The sequence below is a fragment of the Nocardioides gansuensis genome, from assembly GCF_003076135.1.
GTDB classification, from domain to species: Bacteria; Actinomycetota; Actinomycetes; order Propionibacteriales; family Nocardioidaceae; genus Nocardioides; species Nocardioides gansuensis.
This window is the reverse complement of record NZ_QDGZ01000002.1, coordinates 184,527-204,870: the sequence shown is the minus strand read 5'-3', so window position 1 is coordinate 204,870 and position 20,344 is coordinate 184,527. Positions and strand designations below refer to the sequence as shown.

Annotated in this window: 23 protein-coding genes and 1 pseudogene; 16 read left to right on the top strand and 8 right to left on the bottom strand. The window is 68.9% G+C overall.

Features of this window, described 5'->3' with window-relative positions:
* Positions 1-2 precede the first annotated feature (2 nt).
* From DDE18_RS05250 to DDE18_RS05225, 6 genes are all read left to right on the top strand, one after another.
* The gene (locus DDE18_RS05250) at positions 3-836 is read left to right on the top strand and encodes an RCC1 domain-containing protein (RefSeq protein WP_116571198.1); all 834 of its coding nucleotides are present in this window, start codon (positions 3-5) and stop codon (positions 834-836) included.
* 244 nt (positions 837-1,080) lie between these two features.
* Positions 1,081-1,488, top strand: coding sequence for a hypothetical protein (locus DDE18_RS05245; protein WP_116571197.1), 408 nt, complete (start codon positions 1,081-1,083; stop codon positions 1,486-1,488).
* Positions 1,489-1,667: 179 nt separating this feature from the next.
* Positions 1,668-2,978 carry an ATP-binding protein gene (locus DDE18_RS05240; protein WP_425437540.1) on the top strand — a complete coding sequence of 437 codons (1,311 nt, stop codon included), beginning with the start codon at positions 1,668-1,670 and terminating at the stop codon, positions 2,976-2,978.
* The gene (locus DDE18_RS23310; RefSeq protein ID WP_211754412.1) at positions 2,975-4,054 is read left to right on the top strand and encodes an ArdC-like ssDNA-binding domain-containing protein; all 1,080 of its coding nucleotides are present in this window, start codon (positions 2,975-2,977) and stop codon (positions 4,052-4,054) included. Before DDE18_RS05240 ends, DDE18_RS23310 begins: the two co-directional genes overlap by 4 nt.
* Complete coding sequence (locus DDE18_RS05230; protein WP_116571195.1) at positions 4,051-4,515, top strand: hypothetical protein; 465 nt, start codon at positions 4,051-4,053, stop codon at positions 4,513-4,515. Before DDE18_RS23310 ends, DDE18_RS05230 begins: the two co-directional genes overlap by 4 nt.
* Positions 4,512-6,227: a type IV secretory system conjugative DNA transfer family protein gene (locus tag DDE18_RS05225; RefSeq protein ID WP_116571194.1), complete on the top strand. Its 1,716-nt coding sequence runs from the start codon at positions 4,512-4,514 to the stop codon at positions 6,225-6,227. Before DDE18_RS05230 ends, DDE18_RS05225 begins: the two co-directional genes overlap by 4 nt.
* A gap of 2 nt (positions 6,228-6,229) precedes the next feature.
* Here the strand turns inward: DDE18_RS05225 and DDE18_RS05220 are convergent, their stop codons facing one another.
* Positions 6,230-7,396, bottom strand: a complete 1,167-nt coding sequence (locus DDE18_RS05220) for a hypothetical protein (RefSeq protein WP_116571193.1) — start codon at positions 7,394-7,396, stop codon at positions 6,230-6,232.
* A gap of 201 nt (positions 7,397-7,597) precedes the next feature.
* Here DDE18_RS05220 and DDE18_RS05215 point away from each other — a divergent pair, with 201 nt between their 5' ends.
* The 6 genes from DDE18_RS05215 (at position 7,598) to DDE18_RS05190 (ending at position 11,921) form a co-directional block, all read left to right on the top strand.
* On the top strand, positions 7,598-8,011 hold the full coding sequence (locus tag DDE18_RS05215) for a single-stranded DNA-binding protein (protein WP_028655356.1): 414 nt from the start codon (positions 7,598-7,600) through the stop codon (positions 8,009-8,011).
* A gap of 12 nt (positions 8,012-8,023) precedes the next feature.
* The gene (locus DDE18_RS05210; RefSeq protein ID WP_116571192.1) at positions 8,024-8,560 is read left to right on the top strand and encodes a hypothetical protein; all 537 of its coding nucleotides are present in this window, start codon (positions 8,024-8,026) and stop codon (positions 8,558-8,560) included.
* Positions 8,561-8,676: 116 nt separating this feature from the next.
* Positions 8,677-8,976, top strand: a complete 300-nt coding sequence (locus DDE18_RS05205) for a hypothetical protein (RefSeq protein WP_116571191.1) — start codon at positions 8,677-8,679, stop codon at positions 8,974-8,976.
* A gap of 65 nt (positions 8,977-9,041) precedes the next feature.
* Positions 9,042-10,286: a hypothetical protein gene (locus DDE18_RS05200; protein WP_133241164.1), complete on the top strand. Its 1,245-nt coding sequence runs from the start codon at positions 9,042-9,044 to the stop codon at positions 10,284-10,286.
* Positions 10,287-10,350: 64 nt separating this feature from the next.
* Positions 10,351-10,698, top strand: a complete 348-nt coding sequence (locus DDE18_RS05195) for a helix-turn-helix transcriptional regulator (RefSeq protein ID WP_116571189.1) — start codon at positions 10,351-10,353, stop codon at positions 10,696-10,698.
* A complete protein-coding gene (locus tag DDE18_RS05190; RefSeq protein ID WP_116571188.1) occupies positions 10,680-11,921 on the top strand; it encodes a tyrosine-type recombinase/integrase in 1,242 nt (413 codons plus the stop codon). Before DDE18_RS05195 ends, DDE18_RS05190 begins: the two co-directional genes overlap by 19 nt.
* A 252-nt stretch (positions 11,922-12,173) precedes the next feature.
* Here DDE18_RS05190 and DDE18_RS05185 read toward each other — a convergent pair whose 3' ends face one another.
* Positions 12,174-13,337 carry a class I SAM-dependent RNA methyltransferase gene (locus DDE18_RS05185; protein ID WP_116571187.1) on the bottom strand — a complete coding sequence of 388 codons (1,164 nt, stop codon included), beginning with the start codon at positions 13,335-13,337 and terminating at the stop codon, positions 12,174-12,176.
* Positions 13,334-15,382 (bottom strand): annotated as a pseudogene (locus DDE18_RS05180) (APC family permease). The gene DDE18_RS05185 and the pseudogene DDE18_RS05180 overlap by 4 nt, the downstream one beginning before the upstream one ends.
* Before the next feature lie 84 nt (positions 15,383-15,466).
* Between DDE18_RS05180 and DDE18_RS05175 the strand changes: the two are divergent.
* The gene (locus tag DDE18_RS05175) at positions 15,467-16,114 is read left to right on the top strand and encodes a potassium channel family protein (RefSeq protein WP_425437546.1); all 648 of its coding nucleotides are present in this window, start codon (positions 15,467-15,469) and stop codon (positions 16,112-16,114) included.
* A complete protein-coding gene (locus DDE18_RS05170; RefSeq protein ID WP_116571185.1) occupies positions 16,114-16,785 on the top strand; it encodes a potassium channel family protein in 672 nt (223 codons plus the stop codon). The genes DDE18_RS05175 and DDE18_RS05170 overlap by 1 nt, the downstream gene beginning before the upstream one ends.
* 4 nt (positions 16,786-16,789) lie before the next feature.
* Here DDE18_RS05170 and DDE18_RS05165 read toward each other — a convergent pair whose 3' ends face one another.
* The 4 genes from DDE18_RS05165 to dut are packed head-to-tail and all read right to left on the bottom strand — an operon-like array spanning position 16,790 to position 19,052.
* Entirely contained in the window at positions 16,790-17,515 is a 726-nt protein-coding gene (locus tag DDE18_RS05165; RefSeq protein ID WP_245916459.1) for a DUF3159 domain-containing protein, read from the bottom strand.
* On the bottom strand, positions 17,512-17,817 hold the full coding sequence (locus DDE18_RS05160; protein WP_211754444.1) for an OB-fold nucleic acid binding domain-containing protein: 306 nt from the start codon (positions 17,815-17,817) through the stop codon (positions 17,512-17,514). Before DDE18_RS05160 ends, DDE18_RS05165 begins: the two co-directional genes overlap by 4 nt.
* A gap of 59 nt (positions 17,818-17,876) precedes the next feature.
* Positions 17,877-18,521: a DUF3710 domain-containing protein gene (locus DDE18_RS05155; RefSeq protein WP_116571184.1), complete on the bottom strand. Its 645-nt coding sequence runs from the start codon at positions 18,519-18,521 to the stop codon at positions 17,877-17,879.
* Positions 18,522-18,560: 39 nt separating this feature from the next.
* Positions 18,561-19,052: a dUTP diphosphatase gene (gene dut, locus DDE18_RS05150; RefSeq protein ID WP_116571183.1), complete on the bottom strand. Its 492-nt coding sequence runs from the start codon at positions 19,050-19,052 to the stop codon at positions 18,561-18,563.
* Positions 19,053-19,096: 44 nt separating this feature from the next.
* On the opposite strand from dut, the gene DDE18_RS05145 reads away from it, so the two are divergent.
* Positions 19,097-19,573, top strand: a complete 477-nt coding sequence (locus DDE18_RS05145) for a DUF3093 domain-containing protein (protein WP_116571182.1) — start codon at positions 19,097-19,099, stop codon at positions 19,571-19,573.
* Between the two features lie 9 nt (positions 19,574-19,582).
* Positions 19,583-19,909, top strand: a complete 327-nt coding sequence (locus DDE18_RS05140) for a DUF4235 domain-containing protein (protein ID WP_116571181.1) — start codon at positions 19,583-19,585, stop codon at positions 19,907-19,909.
* 66 nt (positions 19,910-19,975) lie between these two features.
* Here DDE18_RS05140 and DDE18_RS05135 read toward each other — a convergent pair whose 3' ends face one another.
* Positions 19,976-20,266: a DUF4193 domain-containing protein gene (locus DDE18_RS05135; protein ID WP_116571180.1), complete on the bottom strand. Its 291-nt coding sequence runs from the start codon at positions 20,264-20,266 to the stop codon at positions 19,976-19,978.
* Positions 20,267-20,344: the final 78 nt, after the last annotated feature.

Below are 20,344 nucleotides of genomic sequence, written 5' to 3'. Positions count from 1 at the left end.
CCATGACCAGAGTCAAGGCGATCGCTGCCGGGAATGCCCACTGCCTGGCATTGATGACCGATGGCACTGTCCGAGTGTGGGGCAGCAACGCGCACGGGCAGTTGGACTTGCCGCCCGATCTGGTGGATATCACCGCTATCTCAGCGGGTGGCTACTTCAGCCTCGCCGTCAAGGATGACGGCACCGTCACCGCCTGGGGCAGCCCGGAGTGGGGGCTCACATGGGTCCCTGAGGATCTAACGGACGTTGCGTCGGTTGCTGCTGGTGAGACCTCGTTCGCAGTGGCGGTTCACCGCGACGGACGGATGACGGCCTGGGGCAACAACCATTTCGGGGAAAGCGATGTATCGCGCTGGTCGCACCTCTGGATCGAGTCTGCAGCGGCCGGCTTCACAAATGGCATCGCCCTGGCTGGATCCGCTGGCCCGGTTGTCTGGGGGACGTACGGACGAGCGAATGCTTTCGACCTCATGCCAAGATTCAGCCGCGCGGTCAGCGCCGTTGCCGCCGGCGGCGAGCATGCTCTTGCCCTGCAACTAGACGGTCAGGTTGTGGCCTGGGGCAATCCAAGGAATGTGGCAGGGCAGCTCGACGTACCCCCGGATCTAACAGACGTGGTGGCGATCGATGCCGCCGGCTTCTACAGCGTCGCGTTGAAACGGGACGGAACCGTCGTCAGTTGGGGCTCGGAGACCCGTCCGAAGCAGCCCACAAACTTGTCAGACGTAGTGGCAGTCGCAGCTGGCGCGGAACAGTGCCTGGCCCTCACCAGTCGTGGCAAGGTCGTTGCGTGGGGTTCGCAGGCAGACGCCTTGCCGGCCGAGCTCCGCGACTGACTTCGCGAGCGCACAGCGTCATTCAATTGCAGGGAGCGCCCTCGCAGCAGGGCCTGATGTAACCGCAGCCGTCGCAGCGCTCGTGAGAGGTCTCCCAGCGCATCAGGGTGTCGCAGTTCGGGCAAGGCTCCGTCAGATCGGCCACGGCCACAGGGTAGGTGGGTCTCCGACTCTCCGGCCGGCGACACTGCGGAGCGTCACGTGCACCTCATCGATGAGAAGCCATCGACCGAGGAGCCACCCGATGCCTACCTTCAATGACCCGGTCGCCGACGCCGACGAACTCCGGGAAGCAGTCCGCGGCCTCGCTCACGCGACGCGCACGATCGACGATCCGACCGCGATCTACGCAGTTCTGGGTTCCATCAGCTCCGCTCTCGCGTCGCTGAGCCAGTCGCTGCACCAGCTCGGCGAGTTCCACGACGGGCCGACTCGCAAGCAGGCGTGGATGAACGGCGATGGCAACGCCGGGCGCGCAGCGTCGTACAGGGAGTCCTGGGAGCTTCATCGCGCCGCCGAGATGATCCACCAGATCGCCGAATGCGTAGATCGGGCGCACGAGATCGAGGCGACGATCGCCTATGACATCCGCGACTACCCATCATTCGCACCGGTTCGGGGCTCCACCCACCAGCCAGGGATGTCGCTGTGACCGGGTGGCAGGACGGACGGCTCCACTCAGCCGTCCTCGTCTCACCGGGACGAGAACGGCGGCACGATCGCAAGCTCCGCAAGGCGGCCGCGCGAGAACGCCTGTCCGCGGACCGCGAAGCCCGGCGTACCGAAGCGAAGCGCAAGGCCGAGGAACTGTCTGCGGAGAAGCGAGCGACCGTGACGCTCCCCCGCGCCGGCGAACCCGGCCCGGCCACGCTGCGGACGCCCGGACGATTCCGCGTGCCGCGCCACCAGGACACCTCGGCGACCTTGGCGGGCGCGTACCCCTTCCTCGCCGAAGGCGGCCTCGGCAGCGAAGGCGTCTTCGTCGGTCAGGACCTCTACTCCGGCAGTTCGTTCGTCTATGACCCCTGGATCCTCTACGCACGCGGCCTCATCACCGCACCGAACCTCGTGCTCGCCGGGATCGTCGGCTCCGGCAAGTCCTGCCTCGCCAAGAGCCTCTACACACGGTCGATCCCCTTCGGCCGCCGCGTCTACGTCCCCGGCGACCCCAAGGGCGAGCACACCGCCGTCGCAGAAGCCGTCGGCGGACGCGCCATTGCGCTGGGCCACGGCATGGCCAACCGCCTGAACCCACTCGACGAGGGCCACCGCCCCTCCGGCTACGAAGATGCCCAGTGGGCGAGCCAGGTCGCATCCCGCCGCCGCGATCTCGTCGGCGCCCTTGCTGAGACCGTGCTCGAACGCCGGCTCACCCCACTCGAGCACACGGCCGTCGACATCGCCATCGACCGCACCGTGCGCGGCGCAGACGTCCCGGTCCTCCCGATGGTCGTTGACCGGCTCCTCGCCCCGGATCCGGTCGACGATCCCGACGGACGCCTCACTGAGGACGGACGACTGGTCGGTCACGCTCTCCGTCGCCTCGTGGCGGGCGATCTCGCCGGGCTCTTCGACGGCCCCTCGACGGTGGCGTTCGACCCGAGCCTCCCGATGATCTCGCTCGACCTGTCCCGCGTCACCGAGAACGCCACGCTCATCTCGGTCTTGATGACCTGCGCGTCGGCGTGGATGGAATCGGCGTTGCTCGACCCGAACGGTGGCCAGCGCTGGGTCGTGTACGACGAGGCCTGGCGCCTGATGTCCCACCCCGCACTGCTGCGCCGGATGGACGCCCACTGGCGCCTCGCGCGGCACTACGGCATCGCGAACATGCTGATCTTCCACAAGCTCACCGACCTCGACAACGTCGGCGACTCCGGCTCCGCCATGCGCGCGCTCGCCTCGTCGCTCCTCGCGAACGCCGAGACCCGCATCGTCTATCGCCAGGAAGCCGACCAACTCGGCGCAACGTCCGCGGCACTGGGGCTCACTGGCACCGAACAGTCATTGATCCCCACGCTCGGCACCGGGCAGGGGCTATGGCGGATCAAGAACCGCTCGTTCGTCGTCCAGCACCAGATGCACCCCGCCGAGCTCGAACTCTTCGACACCACCGGACGCATGACAGGAGCAGCGTCATGACCACTCAGGTTCCAGGACGAGCGGCCCGCGAGGCGAAGCTCGAAGCGCTCCAGGAGCAGTTGTCCGAGTCCGTCGCTGCGCTGGTGACCGGTGAGGACTGGAAGCGCGCCCTGACCTTCGCCGCACAGTTCCGCGGGCGCAGCTTCGGGAACTCGATGCTGATCGCGGCGCAGCACTTCGCGGCGTACAACGAGGGCAGGGTGCCCGAGCCGACCCCGACGTACGTTGCCGGCTTCCACCAGTGGCTCTCGCTCGGACGCAGCGTCGCGAAAGGCCAGCACGGCTACGGCATCCTCGCCCCCGTCACCGGTCGGTTCGCCTCGTTCACGCCCGACGACCCGAACTCCTGGCGACGCCTGGCGCGCAACGAGAAGCCGCTGTCCGGCGAGTACGCCCGCACCCGCGTGATCGGCGTCAAGCCGACCTACGTCTGGGACATTTCCCAGACCACTGGCGACCCCGTGCCCGAACTCCCCCGTCCATCCCTGCTGCAAGGCCAAGCGCCGGCCGGACTCTGGGACGGACTGGCAGACCAGATCACGGCCGCCGGCTTCGAGCTCCGTCTCGTCTCCTCGGCTGCGGCGATCGGCGGCGCCAACGGGCTGACTGATTTCCTCTCCCGCGAGGTCTCGGTCCGCATGGACATGGACGAAGCGGCCCAAGTGAAGACGCTGGCCCACGAACTCGGCCACGTTCTTCTCCACGCGCCACCGGAGACCGCCCTGTCGACCGAGTCCGCCGCCGACGCGACCCTGCACCGAGGGATCGCCGAGGTGGAAGCCGAATCAGTCGCGCTCATGGTCGGTGCCGCCCACGGGCTCGACACCTCCTCGTACACGGTGCCGTACGTGTCGACCTGGGCGGCGAGCGTCCCGGGCAAGAACCCGGTCGAGGTCGTCCAGTCGACCGCGGAACGCGTCCGCGCGACCGCGCTCGTCATCCTCGACAGGGTCGACACCCAGCAGGTCGGCGACGGCAACCCGCCTGGACTCGACCGCGAAGCCCTCAGGCACCGGACCGGGACAGCTCCTGTCACCACCAACGCACGCCACGATGGGGCGGTGCTGGGGCTATGAGGATCCCCGTCGTCCTCAGCGTCGTGCATGTCGCCATCGACGCCGACGGCGTGATGAGGGTCGACGTCGACGGCGTCCCGCGCGAGCCCGGACAAAACAGAACCCGCGGTGACCTCCGCGCCGTGATCGACGAGATCACCTCTGACCTCGGCGTCCCGGTGCGCGTCGAGGTACGCGAGGCCGACGGCTCGACGTACGCCGACATCGCGACGCCCCCAGAAGCCTCGGTCCCCGCCGCGTCGGAGCCGTCGCCCACCCGGTCAACTGCGTCGCTCGCCGGTGCCGGGTTCCAGCCAGGCGAGGAGGTCGCGTTGGCGTACGTCGTCGTACGCCAGAACGCCGATGCCGAAGGCAACGCGTCAATCAACCTCCCGCCTGCGCTGCTGACCGCAACACGACAAGGGCTGGTTCTCCTCGGTCTGACCTCTCTTACAGTCGCGCCGGTCGAGGCGCAGGCATGAACCCGAGTGCTCGCAGCGCGAACGATGAGCTCGTCAACCTTGCTCTGATCGGTCTGATCGCGCTCTTCGGCTTTGGGCTCGCCCTCGGAGTCGCCGGAGAGGTCGCCGCGTTCCTGACCGGTGAACCGGGTCCCCGCGGAGGAATGGCCAGGGGACTTCGGGTCCTTACGAACCCAGGGCGTCCCGGTACGGCGCTCGGCACACCCGACCTGTCGGCCTCGGCGTACTGGCTCGTGGGCGCAGCCATGCTCACGGTGGTCGGCATCGCTGCGTGGCTTGCCTGGACCGTCGTTGCGCGACTGCGCCACCGCACCAAGCACGATCCTCACAAGATCGAGGGGATCGCCACCTGCCGCGACATCGACCTTGTCGCGTCGAAGCGAGCGCTCTTACGCCGAGGCGAGACGCTCCGCCCCTCGATCGGCCGGCCGCGGCCGGAGGATGTGGGCTACCTGCTCGGGCATAGCTGCGGCCGAGAGATCTGGGCCTCGGTCGAGGACTCGATCCTGGTGATCGGACCGCCCCGGTCCGGCAAGGGCTTGCACCTCGTCATCAACGCGATCCTTGACGCGCCCGGTGCCGTCGTCACCACATCCACCCGCCCGGACAACATCGGCGCCACCATCGCCGCCCGTGAGGAACGCGGACCTGTAGCTGTCTTCGACCCGCAGCACCTGACCGCAGGACTCGCCGCCGTCCAGGGGAACGGGGTCCGCTGGTCCCCCATCCGCGGCTGCGAGCAGCCACTCACCGCGATGATCCGAGCGGCCGGCCTCGCATCGACGACCGGACTCTCCTCGGGCGGGGTCGAGTCCGGTGGCTTCTGGGAGGGAAAAGCCCGGTCAGCACTCCAGTCGCTCCTCCACGCCGCCGCGATCGAACGGCTACCCACCCGCGCGCTCTTCGAGTGGTCGCTGTCGCCCTCGGCCGCGACCGATGCGGTCGGCATCCTCGCCAGTCGCCCACAAGCAGCCGCCGGGTGGGCCGACGCCCTCGACGGCATGATCAACTCCGATCCCAGAACACGTGACTCCATCTGGATGGCGGTCAGCCAAGCTCTCGCGTCGTTGGCCGATCCAGCCGTCCTCGAAGCCGTCAGTCCCGACCCAGGCGACGCCTTCGACCCTCGCGACTTCCTCCTCGAGAACGGCACGCTCTATCTGCTGGCGACCGGCGCAGGTGCTGGAGCTTCATGGCCGCTCGTCGCTGCCTTCTTGGAGGATCTCACCGAAGTCGCCCGACATCTCGCCGCCGGCTCCTCCGGAGCGCGGCTTGATCCCCCGCTCCTTCTGGCGCTCGACGAGATCGGCAACCTCGCCCCGCTCCCCTCCCTGCCAGTACTGATGGCAGAGGGCGGCGGCACCGGCATCACCACGATGCCTGTCCTTCAGTCGCTTTCACAGGCACGGAGCAAGTGGGGAGAGCACGCGGCCAGCACGATTTGGGACGCCTCGATCGTCAAGGTCATCCTTGGCGGAGCGTCGGCCTCCAAGGACCTCCAGGAGCTCTCGGTACTCATTGGTGAACGCGACGAGCGCTCAGACACAGTCACCATCAGTGACCACGGTGCCCGCTCACTGCAGCGATCCATGCGGCGGAGGGCGGTGATGCCACCCGAGCGAATACGAACCCTCCCGTTTGGGACTGGGCTCGTGCTGCTCCGTAGCGCCCCGCCGATTGTCACGTCGCTACGACCCTGGACGGTCCGCTAGCACTACTCGTCTTCCGTGTCGTTTCGCGAATCGTCCGCCTGGGCTGCGCCGCAGCGACCCTCGATCTCGGCGAGCAGGTTGCGCTCTGCCTTGTTGGGTTCGCCGTCGACAGTCGCGACCCGATGGGCCAGTTCGACGATGTCGTTCATATCCCCTGTCTCAGCGGCTACGCGACGCCAGACATCTCCTGCGTCGATCTGGACGACTCGCGCCAACTGCTCATCGACGACCTGGTGATTTCGATCGACAAGCACAACGAGGTGGCGGAACAGAAGGGCTTCGTCGTCGGAGATCTTGTCGTCCGCGTTGATGACCAGCCAAGCCACCCACAGCATCAACTCCGGGTGTCGGGTGTCTGTGGTCAACCGTTCCGCGAGCTCGACAACTCTCGCCTCGTTGCGAAACACAGCCCGCGCGTGCCGCCCTGCAATCTGCGTCGTGTACCGGTTGAGCAGAACGGCCAACGGAACGCCTACCAGCGGAATGCCGATCTTGATGACGTTGCGCTGGAGGAGGAACTTTCCGACGACCGGCAGGCCCTTGGCAGCACTCAACACGCCTTTCGCGTAGAAGCGCTTGATGAGAGGGCGCATTGCCAGAGGGACAGCCTTGATCACCCCCTCCCGGGCCACCTCACCACCCTTAATGGTGAAAGCGACCCGAATGAGCTTCCAGAGGTCGTCGGGGTCATCCAGATCGAGAGGAACGCGATACAGCACTGCGACGTCGTACGCCAACCGCAACTGCAGCTGCGTGATGTAGACGACATCGACCATGACCGTGGTTACCGCGGCTGGGACTGTGATTGGAGAGGCTCCGCCTCCAGACCCAATCGTGGCAGCGACGGCCCCGGTGTATGCGCTGGCCGACAGTCCTCCTTCGATAGCCGCGTAACGCGCAGCCAGCTTGATCCGCTGGTCCACGATCGCGTCCGCCGGCACACCTTCGTACTTCTCTTGGAAGTACTGCCAATCGACCTTCTCCGTGTAGGCACTGAGTGAATGAGAGAGAAGCTTGGTGAACCAACCACCCGACTTGATGTCGTCGCTACTGAGACCCTTCACAAACTCGCGAATTTCAGCGCGTTCGCGCTCGACGTGGTCCCGAGCTTCCAGGTCAGCGTCCTGATCCTGGGACGCCGGAACGACCTCATGCGCCTCCTCCGACACGAAGCGGCCCTCCTCCTAGGTAGTCGAGCAACCCGCGCGTCGGCCGACGCAAGCGCTATATAGCGCATCTTCGCTCACTGGTGAGCCTATCTAGGAAGCCCGACAGTTGCCGGCGAAGCGACTGCAACTTGGCGCGCAGGGCGCACCTGACTCACAGGAGCGGTCCGTCCCGAGAGACCGCGCGACACATCGGGAGCCAGCATGTCCATCCCTACCCAGATGAGCCTGGTCGGCTTCATCGCCTCAGCACCCGAACTGCACTTCACCAAGGCCGGAGCCGAGTGCTGCCGCATGCGCGTCGGGATCGAGCAGTGGCGCAAGGAGGTCGACGGCAGCTTCACGAAGCTCGACCCGACCTTCCACGACATGGTCGCCTTCGAGAGCACCGCGCGCGAGACCTACGCCCGCTTCCGCAAGGGCGACTCCTTCGTGGCCAGCGGCTACGTCCACGAGTACGAGGTGGACGGCCGCGAGGGCAGCGTCATCAAGGAGGAGTTCGTCGCCCGCAAGATCGGCCACAACGTCAACAAGACCGACTACGTCGTCCAGCGCGGCCGGCACGCTGCTGACCGGTCCCTGACATCTGTGCCGCAGCCTCCCGCCGTCGGCCTCTGATGGGAGTCGGCCGTGAGTCCGTACCCGGACGAGCCCGACGACCCTGATGGCTACCGCAGCGTGACCGAGCTCCTGGAGCGACCGCCGGTTCCGATCAACTGGAATCTGCTGGACGCGGAGCAGGCCGAGATCGAGTGGCACGACCTGGACGAGTGGGTCAGGTGGCTCAAGAGCACGTTCGGTCTCCCGCCGAACATCGTGCCGCCGTACTGGCACCGCCACGACGAGCTCGTTTGGGAACTGTCGGCGCTGCACTGCCACTGGCTCAGCTGCTACCACGAGTCGGCGTCGCCGTCGGCGCCTATCAGTTGGATGCGGGAGTTCGCGGAAGCTCGCGACCGGCTGCGGGACTGGGTGTCGATCTGCGGTACTCGGCTCGACCGCGACCGCCCGACTAGGCAGACCACCTGGCCCGGCGAGCTTCCGGCTGACGCAGGCGGAGAGATCGAGATCCGGGACCGCAACAAGGACTTCGCCGACTTCGTCCGCGAGGACATCCTGCGCCGTCGCCGGATCGAGGCAATCGCGAATCAACAACTCATTGGGTGAGCCGGATCCGTCCCATAGCCGGGTCGCGCCCACGTCCGTCCACAGCATTCACTGCGCAAGACGCCTGAGAGCGATCACCGTCGCATGGTCGATTGCCGCCCCCTGAAGGAGGGAACATGCTTCTCCCCCACGCACAGACCCTCGCGCAAGCCAGGTCGTACGTCGCCGCACTCTCCGACCGGGCACTGACCATCGAGTCGTCGTCCGCGTACGAGCGGGTGCTGCTGGAACTCGACCGCGTCCACGGCGACGACTGCCCGGCGCTCAACACCGAGGACCTCACAGACGACCGCGACATCCTGCTCGCCGTCGCGAGCAGTGCCGTGGAGGAGCTCGAGAACTACGGTGTCGACCCCTTGTCGGTCGAGCTCATCCTGGCGATGCTCGTCGACGCGCACGATCTGGACATCGGCTGATGTACGGCGAGAACGGTGCCCGAATGCGCACGGAGTTGGCTGCGCTCCTGCGCCAGCACCGGGTGATGCACCGCCTCGCCGCTGACTCACCCGCCACGCGCGCTGAGGTCGGGCAGCAGATCCTTCGCTTCAGGCACACGCTCCTCGTCTGGTGCGCGCAAGCCATCGGTGTGGCACAGCCGCTCACGTTCCCGAACATCCCGCAGAAACCGGCAGACCCCTTCCGCGCGACGAACGATCACGGCGCAGCTGCGAGCGAGCTGTCCCGCGCCCTTCAACTCGCTCGCGACCAGGCGACGACGCGGGCTGCGTCCAGTACCGAACTCGCGACGCCAAGCTCGAACGACGTCGTCGAACACTGGCGCTTGGCGGCACGGGCCGCGGCACTCGCCGAGCACGACACCGCGCCCAACCTGACCGTTCACCTCACAGCAGCCCAAGCCCGAACCATCGCAGGCGACGTCGCGGCGATCAGCCAAGCACTCGTCGTCCTCGATCGTCGTTACCGAAACACGCCCGACTGGCAGTCGCTCGCCGGCTGCGATCGACTCGGGTGGGCAGCACTCGCTACGGCGCTCGACGTCAGCCTCGGACAGCCCGACTACAGCGTCGACCAGACCGGCTGGCGGCCGCGGACCAAGCCGATCCCCGGACCGGCCAAGCCGGGCGTCCTCGGAGTGCTCCAGGCCGAGCACAACCTCTTGGTCCGACTGAAGTCGTGCCCGAACGCCATGAACTTGCGCCTGATCGTCGACTCTCAGCGCCTGCTCACCTCGCGACTGATTCCGTATGCGGAGCGGGTCGATCCCGACTTGGCCGAGCAGTGGCGAGCCCGCACCGCGACGTACTCGCGGATCCAGCGCGAGCTGCGCAACGTCGGAGGAAGAATCGGCAATGGGGCCGGCGCCACAGCAGAGGCCGCGAACGCGGTCAGCCGGATGAAGGCGTTGCCGTCCGGCACCGTGATCGAGCCGCGGATGCTCGGTGGCTTCCAGACACTCTTCCGCCGCATCGACGAACGCATCAGCGATGTCCTCGAAGCCGGTGTCGAGCGCGGGGCATTCGTCCAGCGCGTGACCGTCCCTCGGCTGGTGAGCGGCGAGGGACGGTTGGTCCAGCCGGTTCGCGAGCGCTTCGTGCCAGTCGCCCGTGCCGCCGACCTCGAGGTCATCAGGACCGCCCGCGAGCACCTGCGGCCCCGAGCTGAGCCGGCCGTGACGTCGCCGGGCACGAGCCGGGTCGATCTCCATGCTGCCTTGATCCACCGTCCGTCCGAGAAGGGAGCGCGCCCCGATGTCCCCTACTTCTGATGCGATCGTCGTGCGTTGGCACGGCTCGTCCACCTAATCGCTGAGCCCGAGCAAAGGAGAGCAGATGTCCACCGACATGAGCAGTTCGGACGCCCTCTCGATGGTCCGCGACCCCTTCCTGAACACCGACGACGCCTGCGGCTACCTGGGCGTGCCGAAGGCGACGCTTCTGACGTGGCGGGTGCGCCGCCCCGGCTACGGCCCGCGCGCCGTCAAGGCCGGCGGTCGACTCAAGTACCGCCTTTCCGAGCTCGATCGGTGGCTGGATGCCCATCAGGAGTCCTTCACCGAGGAGCAGGTCGAGGATGCCCAGGCTATTGAGCAGAAGCCCAGCCCGCCCTCGCGCAAGGTCGTCCGAACCCGTACGCGAGCAACCACCACACGGAGAGAGCCGTGGCCAGGCAGAGACTGATCGTCGGCACATACGGCGAGATCAACTGCAGCCGGCGGGCGAACGGAACGTGGTTGGCCCGGGCCCGCTACTGCGACATCGACGGTGTGGTGCGGGAGTACCGCAAGAGTGGTGAGACCAAGACCAAGGCGAAGAACAATCTGAAGGCGTTCTTCGTGGAGCACACGGGCACCTTCGGGGACGGCGCACTTGCGCCTGACGACAACGTTCAACGTCTCCTCGACTTCTGGTTCGAGAAGGCCGAACAGAGCGAAACCGGGCCGAGCACCGAAACACTTGAGCGGTACCGCTCGCACCTCCGCTGGGTCCTTGACCCCAACAAGACCGACCAACCGCTGGGCGCCTACCAGTTGCGTCATGTCCGCCCGGTGATCATTCAGGCGGCACTGGACAGCGCGGGCGTCAGCGCCGACATGCGGAAGCGAATCCGCAGCGTCCTGGTGCGCGCCTTCGATCTGGCCATTTTCCACGAGGCCATCAACGGCAACCCGGCGACAAGCGTCCCGACTGTCCCTGTGCCGAAGGTCAAGAAGAAGCCGGTCCCCGCCGAGGACCTTGATTCCGTGCGCACAGCCATCCGTGAGTGGGCAAACGCGGAGAAGCGCACCGGCCCCAGGAGCGTCGACCTGCCGGACATTGTCGAGATGCTGGTCGCTACCGGAATGCGCATCGGTGAACTGCTGGCGCTGCGCTGGTCCGATATCGAACTGAGCCCTCCACCCTCACGACGCGGCGACGAGGACTGGTTTCCGTGGCTGATGGTCAACGGGCAGATCACCTCCAAGGGCAAGCGGGTCGACTACGGCAAGACCGACGCCGCGATCCGCCCCATCGCGCTCCCCGACTGGGCGGCAGCATTGCTGCGCCGTCGGAAGGTTGCCCAGACGCCCAACGACCTCGACGCCGTCTTCATCACTCGCAACGGCACCTGGCACTACCCCACCAACATCCAGGGCCGGCTCCGTCACATCCGTCTGCTGGATGACTATGCCGACCTCACGTTTCTGCAGGGCGTCACACCCCACTCCTTCCGTCGAACGGTGGCGACTGAGATCGACGAGGTTTACGACGCTGAGGCTGCCAAGAATCAGCTCGGGCACACGTCCAAGACGGTGACCGAGCGGCACTACATCAACCGCAAACTTGTCGTGCCGGATTACCGGGCGGCCACCGAGCGCCTCGCTCCAGGACCCGGAGCGGGCGAAGGCGCTGGAGCCGAGTAGTAGAGACCGGATGCCGGCACGGACCTGCTCCCTGGAACAGGCCACGCTGAGCGCCCAACGGGCTCACGACCGGCCCGGAGTCCATCGACGCGCTCCACGACCGCCTGAGGCGGTTGTGCGGGCTCTTGCGGGCCCAGCTGGGCCCGTGTTCGGCTTCCTCAAGGGCAAAATCGGGTGCCATGCACGCAAAGTGCGCCCAAAGTGCGCCCTAAGGCCGATTCTTGAATGTTCGCGCACGCACGGGGATTCGCGTCACCGCAGGTCAGGGCCGGTTGTCTCCAGCAGCGCCACGCATTCGACGTGGTGGGTCATCGGGAAGAGGTCGAACGCGCGCAGGGCGGAGAGCCGGTAGCCGTGCTCGCGGAAGATCGCGACGTCGCGTGCGAGGGCAGCCGGGTCACAGGCGACGTAGGCCACGGCACGCGGGGCGCGGTCGACGACCTGCTCCACGACCCGGCGCCTGGCTCCCTCCCGGGGCGGGTCCAGGACGACGAGGTCGAACGGCTCGTCGTACGACGTCGCCAGCACCTCGTCGACGGGGCCGCACGCCACCTCCGCCCGCTCGTGGCCGGCGAGGTTGGCCCGCGCGTGGCGGGCGGCGGCCCGGTCGGCCTCGACCGCCAGGACCCTGGTGCCCTCCCCCACCTCGTCGGCGAGGAACCGCGCGAAGAGCCCGACGCCGGAGTAAAGGTCGAGGACCCGCTCCCCCGGCTGCGCCCCGAGCATCGAGAGCACCGTCTCGACGAGCACCTGGGGCGCGCCGGGATGGACCTGCCAGAAGCCGTCCGGCTCCACCACGAAGTCACGGCCGAGCACCGACTCGGTGACCGGAGGGCCGGGCAGGGGTGCACGAGCGTCGGGTACGGCGATCAGGCAGTCGTCGACCGGCACCACCGTGCGCGACCGGTGGGCCCGCAGGCCGCGCCTGCCGTCGGGAGCCGTGGCCCACTGCATCCGCGTCCGCCAGCGCAGCCCCTGGTGGTCACCCGCGACGGGCTCGACCACGAGGCCGGCCACCAGCGGGTCGTCCTCGTCCAGGCGCGCGAGGCGCACCAGCTGCTCCCGCACCACGGCCGCCTTGAGCTCCCGCTGGGCCGGCAGCGCCACATGCTGGAAGTCGCAGCCCCCGCACAGGCCCGGGCCGGACACCGGGCACGGCGCGAGCACGCGGTCCGGCGAGGGCTCGAGCACCTCGACGGCGTCCCCTCGCCAGAACCGGTCGCCGTCGGTGCCCTCGGTGACCTCCACGACGACCCGCTCCCCGGGCAGCGCGTGCCGCACGAACACGACGCGGGCGCCGTCCTCGACCCGGGCGACGCAGTGCCCGCCGTGGGCCACCGGGCCAACCACGGTCTCGAACCGCTCGCCGACGCGAGACCTGCCGCGGGCCCGGCGCTGCCTGGTGTGGCGGCTCACGGGCGGTTCGGTCCCCGCCGTGCCGTGTCGTCGACCCGGCCGCGGCGCAGGTCGCCCGCGTGCACCCGCACGTCCTCGCGCTCCTCCCGCTCGAGGGCGTACTTCGACGACCGGAGCTGGTAGGGCACCGACGTCACCATCACACCGGGGGTGAACAGCAGCCGCCCCTTGAGCCGCAGCGCGGTCTGGTTGTGCAGCAGCTGCTCCCACCAGCGCCCGACGACGTACTAGGGGATGTAGACCGCCACCACGCCCCGCGGGTTGGCCTTCCGGATCTCCTGCGTGTACATCACGATCGGCCGGATGACCTCGCGGTAGGGCGAGTGCAGCACCTTGAGCGGCACGTCGAGGTTGCGCTCGTCCCACTCCTCCAGCAGCCTGTTGGTGGCCGCGGGGTCGATGCTCACGTAGATGGCCTCGAGCACGTTGGGCCGGGTGGCCTTGGCGAAGGCCAGGGCCCGCAGCGTCGGCTTGTGCAGCCTGGCGGCGAGCACGATGGCGTGAACCCGGGTGGGCATCACCTTGTCCTGCTCGTCGGCGGCGAGCTCGAGCGTCACCTGGTCGTAGTGGCGGCTGATGGCCTTCATCACCGAGATGAAGACCATCATGGCCAGGATCGTGATCCAGGCGCCTGCGAGGAACTTGGTGATCAGCACGATCACGAGCACCACGGCCGTCATGCAGAGGCCGAACGTGTTGATCGCCCGCGAGCGCATCATCCGGCCGCGCTCGGCAGGGTCGGTCTCGGTCTTCAGGTGGCGCGTCCAGTGGCGGATCATGCCGAGCTGGCTGAGGTTGAAGGAGACGAAGACGCCGACGATGTAGAGCTGGATCAGCTTGGTGGTCTCGGCGTCGAAGACGACGATCAGCACGATCGACATGACGGCCAGGAACACGATGCCGTTGCTGTAGGCCAGCCGGTCGCCGCGGGAGCCCAGCGCGCGGGGGGCCAGGCCGTCCTGGGCCAGGATCGAGCCCAGCACGGGGAAGCCGTTGAAGGCGGTGTTGGCGGCCAGCACCAGGATGATGCCGGTCACCGACACCACGAAGTAGAAGCCGGGCGGGAAGGTGTCGAACACGCCGGCCGCGATCTGGGAGATCACGGGGTGCTGCTCGTAGTCCTCGGGGAGGACGTTGCCTGCCGCGTCGCGGAGCCGGTGGACGTCGTGCGGATCGACGTAGCGGATGCTCATCTGCTTGGCGAGCACGATGACGCTCATCATCATCGAGATCGCGATCAGGCCGAGGAGGAGCAGGGTCGTCGCGGCGTTCTTGCTCTTCGGGCGCTGGAAGGCAGGTACGCCGTTGGAGATCGCCTCGACACCGGTGAGCGCCGCACAGCCGGACGAGAACGCGCGCGCCAGCAGGAAGAACAGCGCGATCTGGCTCAGCGGGCCCTCCCAGCCCTCGGCGGGCTGGATCTGCAGGTGCGCGCTCTCCGCCTGCGGGAGGTCACCCGCGAAGAGGCGTCCCAGCCCGATCGCGCACATCCCGAGGATCGAGACCATGAAGAGGTAGGTCGGGATCGCGAAGAACGTGCCGGACTCGCGGACGCCCCGCAGGTTCATCGCGGACAGGGCGACGACGGCGATGCTCGCCGCGAGGGCCTCGTGGCCGATCAGGGCCGGGATCGCCCCGGCGGCGTACTGCGCTGCCGACGAGATCGACACGGCGACGGTCAGGACGTAGTCGACCAGCAGGGCCGCGCCCACCGTGATCCCGGCGTTGCGGCCGAGGTTGACGCTGGCGACCTCGTAGTCACCGCCCCCGGAGGGGTAGGCGTGCACGGTCTGCCGGTAGGACATCACCACGGTGAGCATCACGATCGCGACGGCGATGCCGATCTTCCACGACCACACGTAGGCCGAGGCGCCGGCGATCGCCAGCATGATGAAGACCTCGTCCGGGGCGTAGGCGACCGAGGAGAGCGCGTCGCTCGCGAAGACAGGCAGCGCGATGCGCTTGGGCAGCAGGGTCTCGCCCAGCTGGCTGCTCCGGAGCTTGCGCCCGAGCAGGATCCGTTTCGATACGTCGCCGACACCCACGAGCGGACAGCCTAGTCACCCGGGGGCGCGCCGAGCGCCACGGTGGCGGGCTGGGATACCGTTCAACTCGTGCATGTCGTGATCATGGGCTGTGGCCGGGTCGGCTCGACCCTTGCGCGCAGCCTCGAGGACCGCAACCACACGGTGTCGATCATCGACAGCGACCCCGACGCCTTCCGCCGGCTCGGCCCGACCTTCAACGGGGACAAGGTCACCGGCTACGGCTTCGACCAGGAGGTCCTGCAGAAGGCCGGGATCAAGCGGGCCGACGCCTTCGCCGCCGTGTCGAGCGGGGACAACTCCAACATCATCGCCGCCCGGGTGGCGCGGGAGACCTTCGGCATCCAGCAGGTCGTCGCCCGCATCTACGACCCGGGCCGCGCCGAGGTCTACCAGCGCCTGGGCATCACCACGGTCGCCACGGTGAAGTGGACGGCCGACCAGGTGCTGCGGCGCATCCTGCCCGCAGGCGCCGAGCCCGACTTCCGTGACCCGTCAGGCACCATCCGCCTCGACCACATCATGGTGCCCGAGCAGTGGATCGGGCAGCGCACGATCCACCTGCAGGAGCAGTCCCGCAGCCGGATCGCCTGGATCGACCGGCTCGGCGAGGGCATGCTGCCGACCCGCGAGACCGTCATCCAGGAGGGCGACATGCTGCACCTGGTGATGCGCGAGGAGACCGCCCCCCACGCCTACGCCGTGCTCGACCGCGGACCCGAGGAGGACTGATGCGCGTCGCCATCGCCGGAGCAGGAGCCGTGGGACGCTCGATCGCCCGCGAGCTGATCGAGAACGGCCACCAGGTGCTGCTCATCGACAAGCAGCCCTCGGCCATCCGGCCCGAGCGGGTGCCGAACGCCGAGTGGCTGCTCGCCGACTCCTGCGAGCTCTCCTCCCTCGAGGAGGCGCAGATGGACAAGTGCGACGTGGTGATCGCGGCCACCGGTGACGACAAGGTCAACCTGGTCACCTCGCTGCTGGCCAAGACCGAGTTCGGCGTGCCCCGCACCGTGGGCCGGGTCAACCACCCCAACAACGAGTGGCTGTTCACCGAGGCCTGGGGCGTGGACGTCAACGTGTCGACGCCGCGCATCATGTCGGCGCTCGTCGAGGAGGCCGTGACCGTCGGCGACCTGGTCCGGCTGTTCACCTTCCGGCAGGGCAACGCCAACCTGGTGGAGCTGACGCTCCCGGCCGACTCGCCGTACGTCGGCAAGCCGAGCGGGCTGGTCCCGTTCCCCGAGAACTGCGCCCTGGTCACGATCCTGCGCGACGGCCAGGTCTACCGCCCCGAGGCGGAGCAGCCGCTCGAGGCCGGCGACGAGCTGATGTTCGTGGTGCCCGGGGAGCTCGAGGAGGAGCTCGAGCGGCTCCTCTCCCCCCACTCGCACGGGGGCTGAGGGATCAGTCCCGCGGCGTCTCGGAGACCGGCGTCCGGTCGCGGGTGAGCAGCCACACCATCGTGCCGAGGGCGGCGATCTGGAGCGGCCACCCGAGCACGATCTTGAGCACGCCGAGGATCGCGATCGCCGCGTCGGGGTCCATCGCCTCGGACGAGCCGGCCAGCCAGACGGGCGCCTGCACCAGCACCCGCAGCACGCACGGCGCCACCAGGACCCAGGTGAGCAGCGAGCACAGCCGCACCACCTGGCGGTCCTCGTGCCACGCCGTCGGCTCACCGGTGACGCTGCCGACCATGAAGCCGACGATCGGCCAGCCGACGAGGCAGGTGAGCGCCAGCACGACGGCGTAGCCGCCGTTGTAGAGGATGCCGGGCAGGAAGTAGGCGAGCGCCTGGTCGTTGGCGCTCCCGCCGCTGTCGGCCGAGCGCTGCACGAAGAACCAGCCGATGCCGATCCCGAGCAGCGCGTTGACGCAGAACTGCACCGACGAGCGCTGCACCAGGCGGACCAGGAGCAGCGCCCCGGCCGCAGACACCGACACCACGAGCGCGAGCCGCAGCTCGCGCGTGGTCAGCCACATGACGGTGAAGAGGATGGTGGGCACCGCCGCCTCGACCATGCCGCGGCGCCCGCCCAGCGCGGTGCTCAGCTGCTTGCGGACGGCGGCCTCGACGGAGTCGACGCCGCTGCTCGGGGGCGCGTCGGTGCGGGCCTCGTGCTCGTTCACGGCATCAGCTCATAGCGCGGGTTGAAGATGACTCGGTGGCCCTCACTGGTGCCGATGCGGCCCTGGATGCGAATGGCGCGGCCGGGCTCGATGCCGCTGATCCGGCGCCGGCCGAGCCAGATGACCGTGACGACACCGGTGCCGTCGGAGAGCTCCGCCTCGAGGGCGGGCACGCCACCGCGGGGACGCAGGGTGACGGTGCGCAGGGTGCCCTGGAGGATCACCCGCTCCCGGTGGGGAGCCTCGGCGACCGTGGTCTGGCTGGTCTCGGCGTAGGCCTGCCGCAGGTCGCGGGCGTGCATGTCGTCGGTGTCGGCCCACTTGGAGAGGCTGCGGCGGAGGCGGCCCTTGGACATCGCGGTCACCCCATCCGTCGCGCTTGGTCGGGCAGCTTCACGGGGAGCGGCTCGCCGACGGGCATGGCCTCGCTGCCGCGGCGTACGACGATCGCGGCCAGCGTGTCCTCCCACTCGCCCGAGTTGTCCGGGTCGAGCGCCGGACGGCCGATCAGGGAGGCGCGCAGCATCCACCGGGGCCCGTTGATGCCCACGATCCGGGACGGCTGGGTGCCGACCTTGCCGTCAGGCAGCTTCACCGGCATCTGGCAGACCAGCTCCGGCCCGAAGCGGCCCTCCCGCTCGGTCACCTGGCCTCCGCGGCGGGTGACGTCGGCCTTGATCTGGGGGCGCACGGTGCTCCACAGGTCGCCGTTGCGCGGGGCCGCGAAGGCCTGGAACTCCAGCGCGCCGTCGGGTCCGGCGAGCAGGACGGAGCGCACGACGCCCGACTTCTCGTCGACCTGCAGGCGCAGCTCGCGGCCGGGCCGCGGGGCCACCAGCAGCGAGCCGAGGTCGACCCGCTCGACCCCGTCCCCGGCGACGTCGGCCTCGTCGAAGGGGCCCACGGCCGGGCGAGCGGCGTCGGGACCCGGGGCCTCCTGGGCCGCCGGCTCGGCCGCCGCGGGCGTCTCCTCCGGGGTCGCCTGCGGCTTGCGGCGGAACTTCACGACGTGCTCCTCGGTCTGGGCTCTGGCTTCAGAGGGCGATCACGGGGCGACCGGCGCACCGAACCCCCCTGTAGAACCGTAACCCCCCGCGCCACGGGTGGAGTCGGGCAGGCTCTCCACCTCGACGAAGCGGGCCCGCTCGAAGCGCTGCACGACGAGCTGGGCGATCCGGTCGCCTCGGCTGAGCTCCACGGGCGTCGCCGGGTCGTGGTTGATCAGCATCACCTTGATCTCGCCGCGATAGCCCGCGTCGATGGTGCCGGGCGTGTTGACGATCGAGAGTCCGTGACGGGCGGCCAGGCCCGAACGCGGGTGCACCAGCGCGACGTAGCCGTCGGGCAGCGCGAGCGCGACCCCGGTGGGCACCAGGGCCCGCTCCCCCGGCGCGAGCGTCACGTCGACGGTGGTGTGGAGGTCTGCCCCGGCGTCGCCGGGATGGGCGTACGACGGGACAGGCAGGTCGCGGTCCAGGCGCACGAGGGCGACGTCGAGATCGGTGCGGAGCTGGTCGGGAGGCGTGGTGTGCTGCACGGCCGGTGAATCTACTCCGGGACCGTCCCCCTAGGCTCTGCGCCGTGGACACGCCGGCCGTGCAGTACGACGAGCGACTCAGCGTGCCCCTGCGCTGGTGGGTGCAGGGCACGATGCTGGTCGCCACCCTGTGGCTGGCGGTCGTGGTGGCCACCCCGGCGGTCGTCGCCTGGACGGTGACCGCCCTGGCGCTGGCCCTGCTGTTCGGTGGCTTCCTGGCCTACGGCTCGGCCCGGGTGACCGTCGCCGCCGGCGAGCTGCGTGCGGGCCGCGCACACATCCCGGTGCACCACGTCGGCGCGGTGACGCCGCTGGACGCCGACGGCATGCGCCGCCAGGCGGGCGTCGACGCGGACGCCCGCGCCTACCTGCTGATCCGGCCCTACCTCTCCCGCGGCGTCCGGATCGACATCACCGACCCGGCCGACCCCACGCCGTACTGGCTGGTGGGCTCCCGCCACCCGGATCGCCTCGCCGCGGCACTCGACTCTGCGCGCAGGCGCGGCCCGATCTCGGGCTAGGCTGCCGATATGGCCCCAGGCAAGAACAGCAGCAAGTTCTGGTCCGTCTTCTCCCTCGCCGCCGCCCTCGCTGGCGCGGCGGTGGCGAAGAAGGGCCTCAACACCACGTGGCGCGCGGCCACCGGCAAGAACCCGCCCGCCAACCCGGCCGACCCCGACGTCGACCTGTGGGAGGCCGTCGCCTGGGCCGCGTTCAGCGGCACCGCCGTCGGGCTGGCCCGGATGCTCGCGACCCGCCGCGCGGCCACCTACTACGCGAAGTCCACCGGGCACCTGCCCCCGCCGCTGCAGAAGGACGACCAGAAAGCCGACCGCGCGCCGGCGCCGACGACCTGACCGGTCCCCGACCACGACGAAGGCCGCACCCCGAGGGGTGCGGCCTTCGTAGTCTGAGAGCGGCGCTCAGGCGCAGTCGCGGCAGATCAGCTTCTTCTCGTCCGCGAGCTGCGAGCGGTGGTGGACCAGGAAGCAGCTCATGCAGGTGAACTCGTCCTCCTGCTTGGGCATCACCTCGACCGCCAGCTCCTCGTGCGAGAGGTCGGCGCCGGGCAGCTCGAAGGACTCTGCGGCCTCGGCCTCGTCCTCGTCGACCTTGCCCGAGTTCTTGTCGTGCCGGCGTGCCTTGAGCTCCTCGATGCTCTCTTCGCTCTGGTCCTCTTCGGTCTTGCGTGGCGCGTCGTAGTCGGTGGCCATCGTGTTCTCTCGCTCCCCATCCGTCCCGGGACCCTGCGGCGGCGGGTCCCTCTGCCTCGTCGTCGGCGCCCATATGGT